Annotated in this window: 15 protein-coding genes; 8 read left to right on the top strand and 7 right to left on the bottom strand. The window is 67.6% G+C overall.

The window, feature by feature from the left end; genetic code table 11:
• The first annotated feature begins 142 nt into the window (after nucleotides 1-142).
• The 5 genes from CXR42_RS02160 (at nucleotide 143) to CXR42_RS02140 (ending at nucleotide 4178) form a co-directional block, all read left to right on the top strand.
• A complete protein-coding gene (locus CXR42_RS02160; protein ID WP_103255864.1) occupies nucleotides 143-448 on the top strand; it encodes a DUF2849 domain-containing protein in 306 nt (101 codons plus the stop codon).
• Between the two features lie 8 nt (nucleotides 449-456).
• On the top strand, nucleotides 457-2127 hold the full coding sequence (locus tag CXR42_RS02155) for a nitrite/sulfite reductase (protein ID WP_103255863.1): 1671 nt from the start codon (nucleotides 457-459) through the stop codon (nucleotides 2125-2127).
• Nucleotides 2117-2881, top strand: a complete 765-nt coding sequence (locus CXR42_RS02150) for a phosphoadenylyl-sulfate reductase (protein WP_103255862.1) — start codon at nucleotides 2117-2119, stop codon at nucleotides 2879-2881. The genes CXR42_RS02155 and CXR42_RS02150 overlap by 11 nt, the downstream gene beginning before the upstream one ends.
• Nucleotides 2878-3279: a DUF934 domain-containing protein gene (locus tag CXR42_RS02145; RefSeq protein ID WP_103255861.1), complete on the top strand. Its 402-nt coding sequence runs from the start codon at nucleotides 2878-2880 to the stop codon at nucleotides 3277-3279. The genes CXR42_RS02150 and CXR42_RS02145 overlap by 4 nt, the downstream gene beginning before the upstream one ends.
• A gap of 77 nt (nucleotides 3280-3356) precedes the next feature.
• Nucleotides 3357-4178 carry a ferredoxin--NADP reductase gene (locus tag CXR42_RS02140; RefSeq protein ID WP_103255860.1) on the top strand — a complete coding sequence of 274 codons (822 nt, stop codon included), beginning with the start codon at nucleotides 3357-3359 and terminating at the stop codon, nucleotides 4176-4178.
• A 271-nt stretch (nucleotides 4179-4449) separates the two neighbouring features.
• Here CXR42_RS02140 and CXR42_RS02135 read toward each other — a convergent pair whose 3' ends face one another.
• Nucleotides 4450-5052 (bottom strand): hypothetical protein, encoded by a 603-nt coding sequence (locus CXR42_RS02135; RefSeq protein WP_103255859.1) that lies wholly within the window; start codon nucleotides 5050-5052, stop codon nucleotides 4450-4452.
• 169 nt (nucleotides 5053-5221) lie between these two features.
• On the opposite strand from CXR42_RS02135, the gene infC reads away from it, so the two are divergent.
• Entirely contained in the window at nucleotides 5222-5800 is a 579-nt protein-coding gene (gene infC, locus CXR42_RS02130; protein WP_425444848.1) for a translation initiation factor IF-3, read from the top strand.
• Nucleotides 5801-5849: 49 nt separating this feature from the next.
• On the opposite strand, the gene CXR42_RS02125 is transcribed toward infC, so the two are convergent.
• The 6 genes from CXR42_RS02125 to CXR42_RS02095 all read right to left on the bottom strand — a co-directional run bounded on the left by CXR42_RS02125 (nucleotide 5850) and on the right by CXR42_RS02095 (nucleotide 13600).
• Nucleotides 5850-6845, bottom strand: a complete 996-nt coding sequence (locus CXR42_RS02125) for a molybdopterin-binding protein (protein WP_103255857.1) — start codon at nucleotides 6843-6845, stop codon at nucleotides 5850-5852.
• On the bottom strand, nucleotides 6846-7832 hold the full coding sequence (locus CXR42_RS02120) for an XdhC family protein (protein WP_103255856.1): 987 nt from the start codon (nucleotides 7830-7832) through the stop codon (nucleotides 6846-6848).
• A 93-nt stretch (nucleotides 7833-7925) separates the two neighbouring features.
• Nucleotides 7926-10265 (bottom strand): OmpA family protein, encoded by a 2340-nt coding sequence (locus CXR42_RS19645; RefSeq protein ID WP_219727915.1) that lies wholly within the window; start codon nucleotides 10263-10265, stop codon nucleotides 7926-7928.
• Between the two features lie 136 nt (nucleotides 10266-10401).
• Complete coding sequence (locus CXR42_RS02105; protein ID WP_103255855.1) at nucleotides 10402-11661, bottom strand: vWA domain-containing protein; 1260 nt, start codon at nucleotides 11659-11661, stop codon at nucleotides 10402-10404.
• Between the two features lie 98 nt (nucleotides 11662-11759).
• Nucleotides 11760-12665, bottom strand: coding sequence for an AAA family ATPase (locus CXR42_RS02100; protein WP_103255854.1), 906 nt, complete (start codon nucleotides 12663-12665; stop codon nucleotides 11760-11762).
• On the bottom strand, nucleotides 12662-13600 hold the full coding sequence (locus CXR42_RS02095) for a LysR substrate-binding domain-containing protein (protein WP_103255853.1): 939 nt from the start codon (nucleotides 13598-13600) through the stop codon (nucleotides 12662-12664). Before CXR42_RS02095 ends, CXR42_RS02100 begins: the two co-directional genes overlap by 4 nt.
• Nucleotides 13601-13688: 88 nt before the next feature.
• On the opposite strand from CXR42_RS02095, the gene CXR42_RS02090 reads away from it, so the two are divergent.
• Together CXR42_RS02090 and CXR42_RS02085 are read left to right on the top strand one after the other, a co-directional pair.
• The gene (locus CXR42_RS02090) at nucleotides 13689-14921 is read left to right on the top strand and encodes an acyl-CoA dehydrogenase (protein ID WP_103255852.1); all 1233 of its coding nucleotides are present in this window, start codon (nucleotides 13689-13691) and stop codon (nucleotides 14919-14921) included.
• A gap of 108 nt (nucleotides 14922-15029) precedes the next feature.
• Complete coding sequence (locus CXR42_RS02085; RefSeq protein WP_103255851.1) at nucleotides 15030-16058, top strand: glycosyltransferase family 2 protein; 1029 nt, start codon at nucleotides 15030-15032, stop codon at nucleotides 16056-16058.
• Nucleotides 16059-16105 lie beyond the last annotated feature (47 nt).

The raw sequence follows: 16105 nt of genomic DNA, 5'->3' as shown, positions 1-16105 counted from the left end.
TCCTGAATTCCCCTCTTTCCCGGAACACGGGTTCTTCCCACCCGCAGTATCGGAACACACGTCCTTATCTGCAAGGGTCACTGGTTCCGAACGGGGAAAATATTCTATATTCCAACCAGAATTCCTGACCGCCGAGGGCACCATGAGCCGCCGCTTCACGCCAAAGATCGTCACCGCCAATCGCCTGCGCGAAGGCGACGTGGTCTATCTGACCGCCGACGACCTGTGGTCCCCCCTCCATCACGAGGCCGAGTTGATCGAGGACGAGGCCCACGCCCAGATGCGCCTCCTGCACGCCGCAGCGCAGAAACTGCTTGTGGTCGGCCCCTATCTCGCCGATGCCCGCTCTGGCCCGAACGGCCCCGAACCGACCCATTTCCGCGAAGAATTCCGCACCCGCGGCCCGTCGAACTATCACCACGGCAAGCAAGCCGACCTGGCCAGCTGAGAGCGCACATGTATTCCTATTCCGACTTTGACGAAGCCTTCGTCCGCGCCCGCGTCGCGCAGTTCAGCCAGCAGGTCGAGCGTCGGCTGGACGGCTCGCTGACCGAGGACGAGTTCCGCCCGCTGCGCCTGATGAACGGGCTGTATCTGCAACTGCACGCCTACATGCTGCGCGTGGCGATTCCCTATGGCACCGTCTCGCCCCGGCAGATGCGCCAGTTGGCCTATATCGCCGACACCTGGGACAAGGGCTATGGCCACTTCACCACCCGGCAGAACATCCAGTTCAACTGGCCGAAACTCCCCGACGTGCCCGCGATCCTTGGCGCATTGGCCGACGTGGAAATGCACGCCATCCAGACCAGCGGCAACTGCGTCCGCAACGTGACCGCCGACCATTTCGCCGGCGCCGCCGCGGACGAGATCGCCGATCCCCGCCCCTATGCCGAGCTTCTGCGCCAGTGGTCCACCGACCACCCGGAATTCCAGTTCCTGCCGCGCAAGTTCAAGATCGCCATCACCGGCAGCCCGAATGACCGCGCCGTGACCCGCGCCCACGACATCGGCCTGCGCATGGTCCGCAACGCGGCTGGCGAACCGGGTTTCGAGGTCATCGTCGGTGGCGGTCTGGGCCGGACCCCGATGATCGGCGTCACCGTCCGCGACTTCCTGCCCGAAGCCGACCTGTTGCCCTACGTCGAGGCCGTCCTTTCCGTCTACAACACGCTTGGCCGCCGCGACAACAAGTACAAGGCCCGGATCAAGATCACCGTCCACGAGACCGGCAAGGACGCGATCACCGAGATGATCGAGGCCCGCTTCGCCGAACTTCGCCCCCTGTTCGGCGGCAACGATCAGAAACTTCTGGCTGAAATCCGTGACGCCTTCGCGCCCCCCGCCTTCCGCAACGCGCCGGTGGACGCCTATGACGCCTTCTACAAGGCCGACCCGACCTTCCGGTCCTGGGCCGACACCAACCTGACCGCGCACCGCAACGCGCAATATGCCATCGTCACGATCAGCCTGAAGGCCCACGGCCAGACGCCGGGCGACGCCTCCTCGGACCAGATGCGCCTGATGGCGGACCTCGCCGAACGCTTTGGCCACGGCGACCTGCGGATCAGCCACGAGCAGAACGTGATCCTGCCGCATGTCCACAAGTCGGACCTGCCGACGCTGCACGCGGCCCTGACCAAGGCCGGCCTTGCGACCGCCAACGTCGGGCTTCTGTCTGACATCATCGCCTGCCCCGGTATGGACTACTGCGCCCTGGCCACCGCCCGCTCGATCCCCGTCGCGCAGGAACTGGCTACCCATTTCGAGGCGCTGAAGCTGGAGCATGAGATCGGCCCGCTGAAGATCAAGATTTCTGGCTGCATCAACGCCTGCGGCCATCACCATGTCGGCCATATCGGTATCCTGGGCCTGGATCGTGCGGGGGTGGAGAACTACCAGATCACCCTGGGCGGCGACGGCACCGAAGACGCGGTGATCGGCGAAAAGACTGGCCCGGGCTTTGCTTATACCGAGATCGTCCCCGCCATCGAACGCATCCTGCGCGCCTACCTGGACCTGCGGGTCGAGCCGTCCGAGACCTTCCTGCAAGCCTTCAAGCGGGTCGGGATGGAACCGTTCAAGCTGGCCCTGTATGAGGCCGAAGGCGAAAAAGATGCCGCGTGACGCTGGCCAGATCGGGCGTCACGAAGGCCCCGTCGCCGAACGGGTCGCCACGCTGAACGCGCGCTACCGCCACCACTCGGCGACTGCCGTGCTGGAACATGCGTTGAAGGACGTCGACCTGGGGCGCGTGGCGCTGGTGTCGTCCTTCGGGGCCGAGTCGGTCGTGCTCTTGCACCTCGTCTCGGTCATCGCGCCCGAGACGCCGGTCCTGTTCATCGACACCCGGATGCTGTTTCAGGAAACGCTCGACTACCAGCGCGAGTTGGCCGAGAAGCTGCACCTTTGCGACGTGCGCACCATCCGCGCCGCCCAGCCCCGCGTGGCGTTCGAGGACCCCGACAACACGCTGCACCAGTTCAACACCGACGCCTGCTGCAACGTCCGCAAGGTGGAACCCCTGGAACGCGCGCTGGCCCCGTTCGATGGCTGGATCACAGGCCGCAAGCGGTTCCAGAACGCTGACCGCGGCACCATCGACTTCTTCGAGAACGAGGGCGACTTCCGCATCAAGGTCAACCCGCTGGCCCATTGGGGGCGCGAGGATCTTGAGGAATACATGGTCGAAAACCGCCTGCCCCGGCACCCGCTGGTGGCGAAGGGTTACCCGTCCATCGGCTGCGCGCCTTGCACCAGCCCGGTGAAGCCGGGTGAGGACCCCCGCGCCGGCCGTTGGCGTGGGCAGTCCAAGACCGAATGCGGCATCCATTTCATCGACGGCAAGGCCGTGAAAGTCCCCAAGGAGAACGCGGCATGACCGTCATCGTCACCGACGCGGGTTTCAGCCCCGCCACCCAGGCCGAGGTCGTGGCCCTTGCGGACCTCACCGATCAGACCGCTGTGGACCTGTCAAACACCGACGACCCGCAAGCTTTGGCCGGGCATCTGGACCGCCTGCGTCTGATCCGCGTGGCCTTCCCCGCCTTCAACGACGGCCGCGCCTTCACTACCGCCCGCCGCCTGCGCGAGATGGGGTACAAGGGCCAGCTTCTGGCCAAGGGTCCGGTGATCGCCGACCAGTACGCCATGCTGCGCCGCGTGGGCTTTGACGGGGCCGAGATCCCCGAGGACATCGCCGACCGCCAGCCTGCGGAGCAATGGCAGTTCCGCGCCGACTGGCAGGCGCATCACTATCAGGCCCGGTTGCGCGCCTGAGCTTCCCACCCGAGAATTGGCCGCAGGGGGAAGCACTTCCCTTGCAGCCCCCGCTCGCCTATGGAGGGCAAAGACCCATGACCGAGGCCCAGACGATGGACGCCGCCCGCACCAAACCCCACCTGCCCGACGCCCAGACCGTGACATCTGTCCGGCATTGGACCGACCGGCTTTTCTCGTTCCGCGTCTCGCGCCCCCTGACCCTGCGGTTCCGGTCGGGTGAGTTCGTGATGATCGGCCTGATGGGCGACAACGGAAAGCCGCTGTTGCGGGCCTATTCCATCGCCTCGCCCAGCTGGGACGAAGAGCTGGAGTTCTACTCGATCAAGGTGCCGGATGGCCCGCTGACCTCGAAACTCCAGCATATCCAGCCGGGGGACGAGATCATCCTGCGACCGAAACCGGTGGGGACGCTGGTGGTGGATGCCCTGCTTCCCGGCAAGCGGTTGTGGTTCCTGGCGACCGGCACCGGGCTGGCGCCCTTTGCGTCCCTCATGCGGGACCCCGAGGTCTATGAGAAGTTCGACCAGGTCATCATGATGCACACCTGCCGGGAGGTGGCGGAGCTGGAGTATGGCCGGCAACTGGTCGAGGGGCTGGAGGCCGACCCGCTGATCGGCGAGATGGTCCAGGGCAAGCTGCGCTACTATCCGACCACAACCCGGGAAGACTTCCATCACATGGGGCGGGTCACCGACAACCTGGCCTCGGGCAAGGTATTCGCGGACCTCGGCTTGCCGAAGATGAACCCTGAAGAGGACCGGGCCATGGTCTGCGGGTCGCTGGCCTTCAACGTCGATGTGAAGGCGATCCTGGAAGGGTTTGGCTTGCGCGAGGGGGCAAATTCGGATCCGAAGGAATTCGTGGTCGAAAAGGCCTTTGTGGGCGACGGGATCTGATCTGTCCACGGTGGACATTTTTGGATAATCCCACTTATTCAAATTCTTAACCCGCCGCGTTAGGGTGGTGTTAACCTTTGCCGACAGAGGGGGCCGCGGGGTGATCCTGCGGCCTTTTGCATGGGCGGCAGGCGTGGCACCGGCAAGACAAGGCTGGGCGCGGGGCGTCCGCGGGCGTCTTTCGGACCTGCGGCACCGATCCCGTCCAGCCATGAAAAAGGCCGCAAGGTTTCCCTTGCGGCCTTTCGTTTTCCGGCCAAGGGCCGAAGGCTTACATGCCCAGAGCGGTCTTGACCTGGGCGACGGTGTCGGCAACCAGCGCGGGGTTCGCGCGGGCGGCTTCGACGGCGGTCTTCAGCGTGGTCTTGGTCGCATCGTCCAGAGCCGAGCCGTCGATCAGCGCGACCACGGCATCGGCGTTGAAGTTCGCCGGGTCCAGAGCGGCAGCAGCCGCGTCGGTAGCGGCGGCAGCGCCTTCGGTAGCAGCCTCGGTCGCAGCGGCAGCACCCTCGGTCGCGGCTTCGGTCGCGGCGGCGGCGCCTTCGGTCGCTGCTTCGGTTGCGGCGGCGGCACCTTCGGTCACGGCTTCAGCCGCGCCTTCGACGGCTTCGGCAGCGCCCTCGACCGCGTCGGTCGCAGCTTCGGTAGCGGTGGCAGCAGCTTCGGCAGCGGCAGCGGCCTCAGCCTCGGCGGCGGCGGCTGCTTCTGCAGCAGCGGCTTCGGCGGCAGCAGCTTCCGCGGCGGCAGCTTCGGCGGCCTTGGCGGCAGCCTCTTGCTCCATCGCGGCTTCCTGCGCCGGCTTGTAGCTGAACTGGTAGTAGCCGAGACCGGCAAGAATGACGACGATCGCGCCGATGATGACAGTTCTGTTCATGTGAAATACTCCATTGACCCGAGCTGGGGCCCGGACGCGGCTGATATGGCAGCTTGCACCGGCAATGAAAAGGCCGCATGTCCCGGAAGCCGCCGCACCGCCGTTTTTCCGCTGATTTTCTGGCAATTCCCCCTCGCAGCCGGTTGCGGGCCGGCGCTGCACAGACTAGATTGCCGCCGCCTGTATCCACGACCAAAGGACCACTGCCATAGCCCGTCGCCCCCACAATGCCCCGCCGCAACGCGAAACCGGCCCTCGTATCAACGACCGCATCCGCGCTCCGGAAATCCGCCTGATCGGGGCGGATGGCGAAAACGTCGGGGTCGTGACCCCCGCCCGCGCCATGCAGATGGCCGAAGAGGCCGGGCTGGACCTGGTGGAAATCTCGCCTACCGCCGTGCCACCGGTCTGCAAGATCATGGACTTCGGCAAGTTCAAGTACGAGACGCAGAAGCGCGAGGCGGAAGCGCGCAAGAAGCAGAAGATCATCGAGATCAAGGAAATCAAGTTCCGTCCCGGCACCGACACGCATGACTATGACGTGAAGATGCGCTCGGTCGTGAAGTTCCTGGAGGAAGGCGACAAGGTGAAGGTCACCCTGCGCTTCCGCGGCCGCGAGATGGCCCACCAGGAGCTGGGGCTGGAATTGCTGAAGCGGGTCGAGGCCGATGTGGCCGAGATCGGCAAGATCGAAAGCTTTCCGCGGCTGGAAGGCCGCCAGATGGTGATGATGATCGGCCCGAAGTAAGGCATTCCGGTTCAGTCTGGACCTGTGCGGGGGCAATTTGCCCCCGTTTTCATTTCGCCTCGCGCAGGCGGCCGCGCTGGGGGATTTCCTTCAGCAGCCCCCCTACCCCCATGCAGGCGATGTCACGCGCCGTGACGGGCAGGCCACAGATCACCCGCTCCAGCACCCAGTCGGCCCCGTTCAGCGCCGGGCTGCGGACACAGCCGGGCAGGCCGATGACCGGCGTGTCGTCAAGGCTGCCCAGGAACAGAAGATTGCCCGGATCGACCGGCATCCCGAAGCGGTCGACCCGGCCCCCCGCCCGGCGCAGCGCCGCTGGCGCCACGTCAGCCGGGTCCGAGGTGGCCGAGGCGGTCAGGATCAGGATAAGATCGGCCCCGGCGATGCCCGACAGGGTGGCGGCCAGATCGGACTCGCGGTGCGGGCTGTGCAGATGGGCCGCCAAGCTGACCCCCAGCGCGGCAAGACGGTGGGTCACCGCCTCGGCCCCCAGGGGGCGGGCGGCGGGGTCGGTGTGGGTCTCGACCAGGACCGCGCGGGTGGCGCGCGCGGGGTGCAGGCAAAGCGCCCCGGCCCCGGCGGCGCAGGCAGCCGCAACCGCTGCGCCGGGAACGCCATAGGCGATGATCTTGACCGTGGCCGCCATCTCGCCCGCCGCCAGGCGTTGCCAGCGGGGGACGGTGGCAAGCGTCAGCATCGGATGGGTGGCGTTCAGCGCATCGACGCGGTCGGCCAGCACCTCGACCACGCCGGGCGCGGTGGCGTGCAGGTTGACCCGCCCGGTGCCGACGGCGCGCAGGTCCAGCCCCTGCGTGACCGGATCGGGCACCAGCGCCTGCGCCACGGCCAGGGCAGCGGCATCTTCGTGCAGGTCGTCGGGGTCAAGGCGGGCGACCGTGACGTGGGTCAGTCCGGCGGCGGTCAGGCGGGCCAGTTCGTCCGGGCCAAGGGTGCAGCCCTTGCGCAGCCGGCCCCCCGGCAAAGGCACGGAATGGGCAAGGATTGCGCCGGCCGCTTCCGTCAGGGGAACCGGACCGAAGCGCATCTAGGTCCGCAAGGCGTGGGTTATCTGGGCCATGATCGACAGCGCGATCTCGGCCGGGGTGCGGGCGCCGATGTCCAGGCCGACTGGGGCATGGATGCGGTCGATCTGCTCGGGCGAGAGGCCGGCGGCTGCCAGCCGCTCCAGCCGCTTGGCATGGGTCTTTTTGGAGCCCAGGCAGCCCAGGTAAAAGGCGGGCGAGGCCAGCGCCGCGCGGATCGCCGGGTCGTCCAGCTTTGGGTCGTGGGTCAGCGTCACGATGGCGGTGCGGGCGTCGGGGGCTAGGGCCGCCAGCGCCTCGTCCGGCCAGTCGTCCAGGATCGTCTCGCCCGGGAAGCGGGACTGAGAGCCGAAGGCGGCGCGGGGGTCGATCAGGGTGGGGGCATAGCCGCAGGTGCGTGCGATGGTCAGCAGGGGCTGGGCGATATGGACCGCACCGACGACGATCAGGCGCAGGGGCGGGTTGTGGACGGCGATGAAGCGGCCGTCCTCTTCCATGCCGGCGCGGTCGGACTTGAAGCGGGCGTCGGTGGCGGGGTCCTCTCCCGGTGCGGCAAGGTGGCGGGTCCAGGTGGCCGGGGTGGTGACAAGGGCGAGGGCGCGAGACGCGGAGCGGGCGTCGACAAGGGCGGCCAGGAGAGAGTCGGGCAGCGCCTCGGGGCCGTCGCCGACGGGTTCCACCAGGACGCGGATCGTGCCGCCACAGGCCAGGCCCGCGGCGAAGGCGGTTTCGTCGCTGACCCCGAAGGTCAGGATGCGGGACTTGCGGTCCTGGAGGGCCTCCAGCGCCTCGGTGATGACGGCGCCCTCGACGCAGCCGCCCGAGACCGAGCCAAGCATCTCGCCCGTGCCGCTGATGGCCAGCTGGCTGCCGGCCTGGCGCGGGGCCGAGCCCCAGGTCTCCACCACGGTGGCAAGGGCAGCGCCCTGGCCCGCGCGGTGCCAGGCGAGGGCGGCTTCGGGGATCTGGTCATGCTGGGCGCGGGTCATGGCGCGAGTATGCGTCTCTGCGCCCGGGGATGCCACCAAAATGAACGCGCCGCGAGGAGGACCCCGCGGCGCGTCTTTGGTCTGGGCGGCAGATCAGCCGCGGTCGGCGGTGCGCAGAAGCGGCGTGATCACCCGGACCTCGACGCGGCGGTTGGCCGGTTCGTTGGCCTGGGTGTCGACCAGAAGCTCGGTCTCGCCATAGCCCTGCACGACCATGTTCTCCGGCGGGATGTCGAAGTACTCGGTCAGGGCCAGAGCCACCGATTCCGCGCGGCGGTCAGAGAGGGCGAGGTTCATCGCCGCCTTGCCGGTCGCATCGGTGTGGCCTTCGACCAGGAACACCTCACGCGGGTTTTCGTCCAGCAGCTCCTGCATCACCCGGCCCAGGTCGGCCAGGTTGCGCGCCTCGCTGGCCGAGATGGCCGCCGAGCCGGAAGCAAACGTGACGTTCTGGACGTCGATCACCGCCGCCAGCGCCCGGACTTCCGGGATCTCGCGGATCTGGCGCAGGCTGAACTTGCGACCCACGCTTTCCGCCTCAAGCGCGGCAAGCTCGCGCTTCAGGGCGGCATCGCTGTCCGAGGACGAGATCACGATGCGGCGTTCCGGGCGCGGCAGGTCGCGGACCACCACGACTTCCTCGGGCGCCAGGTCGTCGATCAGCACGATCTCGCGGCCCAGGTCGTCATAGGTCGCCCGGCGCAGCACGCGGCCGGTCGCATCGCGGATTGTCACCACCTGGGTGCCATCGGCCCGCTCCACGATCGTCCGGGTCGAGCCGTCGCGGAAGGTTTCCGTCCGCACATCCGAGCCGGGGCGACGGATCACGGTGTCGTCGTCCTTCAGCACGCGGTAGGTCCCGTCGGGCTGCAGCACGATCACGCGGTCGCCGGTGTTCGAGACGACACGGCTGCCGCCGCTGGTCGAGACAGTGGTGTCCGCCGCGGCCTCGCGGTTGTTCTTGATGATCGCGCCGACGGCCAGCGCGCCCAGCACCAGCAGACCGGCCTTTTCAAGGTCGGAAAGACCGCTCTTCTTGCCTTCCGACAGCGTCACCGGCGCGGCCGCGAATTCCTCGGACGAGGTGCGGACCGAGTCTTCGGTGATCCGGGTTTCGGTCACTGCCGACAGCAGTTCTTCCGGCGTCGGGGCGAAGGTGGCAGGCGCGCCCTCTTCGGCGGGAGGCGCCTCGGCCACCGCCTCGGCAGCCGCAAGCGCGGCCGGATTGATCGCGGTCGGATCGGCGGTCAGAAGTTGGGTCAGCGTCTCGACCTCGGCTTCCGAGACTTCGGGCGCATCAACCGGCTCGACTTCGGTCATGTCCACCGGCTCGGCCACACGGAGGCCGGCTGCGGGATCGATGATCTCGCCCCCGTCGGTGATGGCCAGTTCTTCCTCGGCCGCCTGGACCGCCTGCATCGCGGTTTCCGCGTCGATCAGATCGCCGGTGGCAGGGTCGATGACGCTGCCTTCGGGCACTTCGGTCGGTTCGACGACCAAAGCTTCGGCAGCGGCTTCACCTTCGACTGCAGCTTCGCCTTCCACGGCGGCGTCGGCGGCGGGTTCTTCCGTTGCCGGTTCTTCCGTTGCAGGTTCTTCGGCCACCGGTTCCTCGGCAGCGGGTTCTTCAGCCGCAGGCTCTTCTACAACCGGTTCTTCGGCGACAGGTTCTTCGGCAGCCGGCTCGTCCGCCACAGGCTCCTCGGCAACCGGTTCTTCGGCGGCAGGCTCCTCGACAGCGGGTTCTTCAGCGGCAGGTTCTTCAACGGCAGGCTCTTCCGCAGCCGGTTCTTCAGCAACCGGTTCTTCCGCCACGGGTTCTTCCGCAGCCTGCTCTTCGGCGGCAGTCACCGCTTCAGAAGCGGCGGCCTCGGCCTCGGAGGCGGCGGCCGATGCGGCATCGGCTTCGGCTTGTGCCTGGGCGGCAGCCTCGGCTTCAGCCTGGGCCTGCGCGGCGGCTTCGGCCTCGGCCTGGGCGGCGGCTTCGGCAGCAGCAGCGGCTTCGGCGGCGGCCTGGGCCTCGGCCTCGGCAGCGGCCTGGGCTTCCGCGTCGGCTTCGGCGGCGGCAGCTTCGGCAGCGGCCTGGGCTTCGGCTTCCGCCTGGGCGGCGGCCTCGGCCTCGGCCTGGGCGGCGGCTTCCGCAGCAGCGGCTTCGGCAGCGGCGGCTTCGGCGGCAGCAGCCTCGGCGGCGGCAGCTTCAGCGGCGGCCTGCGCCTCGACCTCGGCCTGGGCGGCGGCTTCGGCGTCGGCCTGCAATTGCAGCACGATCGCGTCGAAATCGCAGGCCGCGTCAGCGGTCGGCGCGCAGATCACGGTGCCGTCCGGCCCGGTGACTGAGCCGTCGTCGTTCAGCACTTGGGCATAGCTTGGCAGCGTGCCCATCGGGCTCATGGCGACCGAGAGCGCCGTGGTGGAGATCAGAAGCTTTCTCATATCCAGGTCCTTATCCTGATGGGCTGTGCAGAAAACGCAGACGATTCGTCCCGGTTCCCGTTGGCCCGACACCGTGTAACTAGGGCTTGGCGCCGTGATATGCGATATCACGGACTTGCCAAGGGATAACCTGCACTTAACCCGAAGGGTTGCGGAGAAGCGCCAACAGCCGCGCCTTCTCTCCCCCGTCGCCCGGGTCCGAGATCGCCTGACCGAGGGCCTGAAGCGAGGCGATGGAGTGCCCGGCGCGAAAGCTGTCGACATGGGGCAGCATGGCGCGGATTCCGGCGGCTTTCGGGGCAAAGCCGGTCCAGCGCAAGAGCGGGTTCAGCCAGATCAGCCGCCGGCAGGAGAGGTGCAGACGCTCGATCTCTTTGCCCAGGAGCCCGGCGTCGTCGCGGTCAAGGCCGTCGGTGATCAGAAGGACCACTGCCCCCTGCCCCAGCACGCGGCGCGACCAGTCGCGGTTGAAGGCGTGCAGCGACTGGCCGATCCGGGTGCCGCCGGACCAGTCCTGCGCTTCGGCCCCCGCCGCTTTCAGCGCGGCATCCACGTCGCGGGCGCGCAGGTGGCGGGTGATGTTCGTAAGGCGCGTGCCGAAGGTGAAGGCGTGGACGCGCGCCCAGCCCTGGCCCTTGCGGTTGGCGACGGCGTGGACGAAGTGCAGGACCATGCGGGAGTAATCCGACATCGAGCCGGAGATGTCGCAGAGGACCACCAGGTTCGGCCAGCGCGTGACCGGGGCCTTGCGGGCCAGCGTGGTGACCTCGCCGCCGTGGCGCAGGGCCTCGCGCAGGGTGCGGCGGGCGTCGATGCGCGGGCCGGCGGGGGTGGGCTGGCTGCGGCGGGTCAGGATCGGGCGGACCGGCAGGGCAAGTCGCGCAAGCATCCGCTTGGCCTGGGCCATCTCGTCCGCCGACATCTGTTCGAAGTCGAGGGTCTTGAGCCGTTCCTCGGCGGACATGGTGGCGGAGGCGTCGATCTCGATCTGCTCGGGCGCCTCGCCGGTTTCGGGCATGGGGGGGAGTTGCCCGTCCAGAAGCGCCTCGGCCGCGCGCTTTTCGGCGGCCTGGGCGGCGCGGTCCTCGGCCACCCCGCGGATCTGGGGCAGCATGAGGGTCATCATGTGCTCCATGTAGCGCGGGTCGCGCCAGAAGAGGCGGAAGACCTGGGCGAAGAGGGCGCGTTCCTCGGGGCGGGAGACGAAGATGGCTTGCAGGGTGTGGAAGAAGTCGTCCTTGCGGGCAAAGCCGGCCGCCGCGACCGCGCGGATGGCGTCAAGCGTGCGGCCGGGGCCGACGGGCAGGCCGGCCTTGCGCAAGGCGCGGGCGAAATGCGCGATGTTCTCGGCCAGTTTGCCGTTTTCGGGCAGGGGAAGGTCCGGGAACGTTGCCATTTTGACGACCCCCGCGGGGTTTCACACCCCCCGGACCCCCCGTGGGATATTTCCGCCAGTATGAAAGGACTTGCGGGGGCCAGTCATGCGGGGGCCAGTCATGCGGGAGCCAGTTCGCGCCGGACCTCGTCCAGAAGGCGCTTGGCGTCCGAGCCTTGCAGTTTGGCGATGTCGTCCTGGTATTTCAGGATCGCGCCCAGGGTGTCGGCAATGACCTCGGGCGAGAGAGCGATCACGTCGAGGGCAAGAAGGCACTTGGCCCAGTCGATCGCCTCGGCCACGCCGGGTTTCTTGAACAGGTCCTCATGCCGCAGGCGCTGGACGAAGGCGACGACCTCGCGGCTGAGGGCGGCCTGGGCCTCGGGGACGCGGGCGTTCAGGATCTGCAATTCGCGGTCGAAGCTGGGGTAGTCGACCCAATGATAAAGGCAGCGGCGTTTCAGGGCGTCGTGCACCTCACGCGTGCGGTTCGAGGTGAGGATGACGATGGGCGGTTCGGGGGCCTTGATCGTGCCGAGTTCGGGGATCGTGACCTGAAAGTCGGAGAGAGCTTCCAGGAGGAAGGCCTCGAACGGTTCGTCCGTGCGGTCGAGTTCATCGATCAGGAGAACCGGCGCGCCGCCGGGTTGCGGGCGCATCGCCGCAAGCAGGGGGCGTTCGATCAAATAGTCTTCGGTGAAAAGCTCGGCCTTCAGCTGGTCGCGGTCGGTGCTGCCTTCTGCGGTGCGGATGGCGATCATCTGGGCGGCGAAGTTCCATTCGGCGACGGCCGAGGCGGCATCAAGGCCTTCGTAGCATTGCAGGCGGATCAGGCGACGGCCAAGGGCGGCGGCCAAGGTCTTGGCAATCTCGGTCTTGCCGACGCCGGCCTCGCCTTCCAGGAACAGGGGGCGGCCGAGTTTCAGCGCAAGGAACACCACCGTCGCCAGCGCGCGCGAGGCGACATAGCCTTGGCCCGAAAGCAGGGTTTCCACGCCGTCGATGCTGGTCGGGATCTGGGTCACGGGGCCTCCGCTGTTCCGGCCAGAGTGGCGGGCGGGTCAGTGTCGGTCAAGGCGGGATCGCGGGTTTCGCCCTGCAACCACAGCCGCAGCGACCGCAGCGGCGCGCGTTCCGGGGTCATGGCGGGCCAGACGAGGTAATAGGAGCCAAGCGCCGGGACCGGCGGGCCGTAAAGCGGGACCAGCCGCCCCTCGGCCAGTTCGCGCTGGATCAGGAAGGTCGGGATAAGCGCGGCCCCCATGCCGTGGATCGCGCCCTGGGTCAGGGTGGCGAACTGGTCGAACATCATGCCGGGCGGCCTTTGGCCGGGGTGGCCGTGGTGGGCCAGCCAGCGGCCCCAGTCGCCGGTGCGCGATTCCAGTTGCAGAAGCGGATGGCGCAGGATGTCGGTCGCCTTGTCCAGCGCGGCAAAGCCGGGGGCGGCCACGGCGATCACCTCTTCCTCCATGAGTTTCAGGTAAGCGACGCCGGGCCAGTCCTGCCGGCCATAGTGGATGGCGGCATCGAAGCTGGAGCCGGCAAAGTCGAAGGGGCGCAGGCGGGTGGAGAGGTTGATCGTGACCTCGGGGTGGGTCTGCGCGAAGCGGGCCAGGCGCGGGGCCAGCCAGTGCATCCCGAAGGCCGGCAGGATCGCCAGGTTCAGCGCGCCGCCGGTGGGATTCGCGCGTAAGGTGATGGAGGCAGAGGCCAGCAGATGCAGGGCCTTGCGCACCTCGGCCACGTAATCGCGCCCGGCGGGCGTCAGCCGCAGGCGCTGGCGTTCGCGGATCAGGAGGGGCACGCCAAGCTGCGCCTCGAGCCCCTGCAGGGCCCGGCTGATCGCGCCCTGGGTGAGGGAGAGTTCATCGGCCGCAGCGGAAGCTGTGCCCAGGCGGTCGACGGCTTCCAGCGCCATCAGCGCGGGGATCGGCGGCAGGTAGCGGCGGGGCAGCATTATGAGTTTCCCTCATCAACCCGTGCGAGGGAGTCGATAGCAGGCCCCTGCCCTTTCGTGCAATAGTGATGCAGGCGAATGGAGGCCCGACATGCCCGACACCCTGAACAGCGCACCGAAACTGAAAGCCAAGGACGCGCCCGACCTGGGCCGCTTCGACTGGGAGGACCCGTTCCGGCTGAACGATCAGCTGACGGAAGAAGAGCGGATGCTGCGCGATGCGGCGCGGGCCTATGCGCAGGAAAAGCTCCAGCCGCGCGTGGTGGCGGCCTACCGCGAGGAGACGACCGATCCGTCGATCTTCCGCGAGATGGGCGAGATGGGCCTTCTGGGCGTGACCGTGCCCGAGGAATACGGCGGGCTGGGGGCGTCCTATGTCGCCTATGGGCTGGTCGCGCGCGAGGTGGAGCGGGTCGATTCGGGTTACCGCAGCATGATGTCGGTGCAATCGTCGCTGGTGATGTATCCGATCTATGCCTACGGCACCGAAGAGCAGCGGCAGAAATACCTGCCGAAGCTGGCCAGTGGCGAATTCATCGGTTGCTTTGGCCTGACCGAACCCGATGCGGGGTCGGACCCGGCCGGGATGAAGACCACGGCGAAAAAGACAGCCAACGGCTATGTGCTGAACGGCGCGAAGATGTGGATTTCCAACGCGCCCATTGCGGATGTGTTCGTGGTCTGGGCCAAGTCCGAGGCGCATGGCGGCAAGATCAAGGGCTTTGTGCTGGACAAGGGCATGAAGGGGCTGTCGGCGCCGAAGGTCGGGGGCAAGCTGTCGCTGCGCGCCAGCGTCACCGGCGAGATCGTGATGAAGGACGTGGAGGTGGGCGAGGATGCGCTTCTCCCCTTCGTCGAGGGGCTGAAAGGGCCGTTCGGTTGCCTGAACCGCGCGCGGTACGGGATCAGCTGGGGGGTCATGGGCTCGGCCGAGTTCTGCATGCACGCGGCGCGGCAGTATGGGTTGGATCGCAAGCAGTTCGGCAAGCCGATCGCGGGGACGCAGCTGTTCCAGCTGAAGCTGGCCAACATGATGACCGAGATTTCGTTGGGATTGCAGGCAAGTCTGCGCGTCGGGCGGCTGCTGGACGAGGCGAATGCGGCACCGGAGATGATCAGCATCATCAAGCGCAACAACTGCGGCAAGGCGCTGGAGGCGGCCCGCTGGGCGCGCGACATGCATGGCGGCAACGGGATTTCCGAGGATTTCCAGGTGATCCGCCACATGGTCAACCTGGAGACGGTGAACACCTATGAGGGCACGCATGACGTCCATGCGCTGATCCTGGGCCGGGCGATCACGGGGTTGCAGGCCTTCTTCTAGGTTGGCCGGCCTTCGGGGTCCGTGCTACGCCTTGCCGGCGTAGTGCTGGGTGGAGAGGGCGGATGCCTCCGGCGGGGATATTTGGGCCAGTATGAAAGGGCGGGCGGGGTGAAGATCACGGCCGTCCTTTGCGTGCGTAACGAGGGCGCCTTCCTTTTGGAGTGGCTGGCGCATCACCGGGCCTGCGGGATCACCGATTTCCTTGTCTTTTCCAACGATTGCGACGACGGGACGGACGCCATGCTGGACCGGCTGGCGGCGCTTGGCTGGCTGGTCCATGTGCGCAATCCGGGGCCGCATCCCGAGGGGCCGCAATGGGCGGCGTTGAAGCAGGCGGACAGGCATCCCTTGGTCACCGGGGCGGACTGGCTGCTGGCGCTGGATATCGACGAGTTCGTCAATGTCCATGTCGGCGACCGGACGCTTTCGGCGCTGCTGCTGGCGCTGCCCGAGGCGACGGCGATCCCGCTGACCTGGCGGCTCTTCGGCAATGCCGGCGTGGTGTCCTATGCGGATCGGCCGGTGACCGAAACCTTTACCCGCGCTGCGCCGGCCGTGCTGCACTGGCCCTGGCGGGCGATGCTGTTCAAGACGCTTTACCGCAACGACGGGACCTATCGGAAGCTGGGCGTCCACCGCCCCCGCAGCCCGGCGGCGGACGGGCAGCCACGCTGGTTCGACGGATCGGGGGACGAACTGCCGGCGCTCTATCACCGCGGCCGGATCTTCAGTGCGCTTGGTCAGGATCATCACCGGCTGGTCCAGTTGAACCATTATGCGTTGGGGGCGGTGGAGAGTTATCTGGTGAAAGCCGACCGTGGGCGCGCGAATGTGGTGGGCCGGCTGGGCATGGACTATTGGGTCGAGCGGAACTTCGATACTGAGGAGGACCGGACGATCCTGACCCTGGACAGCGCCGCCATGCGCGCGGGGCTCCTGGCCGATCCGGTCCTGGGTCCTTTGCACACCGCCGCCGTGGCCTGGCGCAAGGCCCGCTTTGCCGCGCTGATGGCCGATGAGACCTGGCGCGCGCTGTATGGCCGGCTGCTTTTGACCCCGTCCAGCCGGATCCTGTCGCAAACCGAGGCCGAAACGGTTTGGAAACCCTGGGCGAGGCAGATTTCCACCTCTGGTTGATAATCATTCATTAACCCTTTCGCGAGAGTTGCCGAAACAGGCCGCGG

The organism is Tabrizicola aquatica, assembly GCF_002900975.1.
GTDB classification, from domain to species: Bacteria; Pseudomonadota; Alphaproteobacteria; order Rhodobacterales; family Rhodobacteraceae; genus Tabrizicola; species Tabrizicola aquatica.
The sequence above is the reverse complement of the archived record's forward strand: the minus strand, read 5'-3'. Positions and strand labels throughout refer to the sequence as shown.

Coding starts and splice junctions, on each gene's coding strand:
- CXR42_RS02090 (WP_103255852.1), top strand. CDS start 13,689: ATGCCCGACACCCTGAACAGCGCACCGAAACTGAAAGCCAAGGACGCG.
- CXR42_RS02155 (WP_103255863.1), top strand. CDS start 457: ATGTATTCCTATTCCGACTTTGACGAAGCCTTCGTCCGCGCCCGCGTC.
- CXR42_RS02135 (WP_103255859.1), bottom strand. CDS start 5,052: ATGAACAGAACTGTCATCATCGGCGCGATCGTCGTCATTCTTGCCGGT.
- CXR42_RS19645 (WP_219727915.1), bottom strand. CDS start 10,265: ATGAGAAAGCTTCTGATCTCCACCACGGCGCTCTCGGTCGCCATGAGC.
- CXR42_RS02145 (WP_103255861.1), top strand. CDS start 2,878: ATGACCGTCATCGTCACCGACGCGGGTTTCAGCCCCGCCACCCAGGCC.
- CXR42_RS02150 (WP_103255862.1), top strand. CDS start 2,117: ATGCCGCGTGACGCTGGCCAGATCGGGCGTCACGAAGGCCCCGTCGCC.
- CXR42_RS02125 (WP_103255857.1), bottom strand. CDS start 6,845: ATGCGCTTCGGTCCGGTTCCCCTGACGGAAGCGGCCGGCGCAATCCTT.
- CXR42_RS02160 (WP_103255864.1), top strand. CDS start 143: ATGAGCCGCCGCTTCACGCCAAAGATCGTCACCGCCAATCGCCTGCGC.
- CXR42_RS02140 (WP_103255860.1), top strand. CDS start 3,357: ATGACCGAGGCCCAGACGATGGACGCCGCCCGCACCAAACCCCACCTG.
- CXR42_RS02120 (WP_103255856.1), bottom strand. CDS start 7,832: ATGACCCGCGCCCAGCATGACCAGATCCCCGAAGCCGCCCTCGCCTGG.
- CXR42_RS02105 (WP_103255855.1), bottom strand. CDS start 11,661: ATGGCAACGTTCCCGGACCTTCCCCTGCCCGAAAACGGCAAACTGGCC.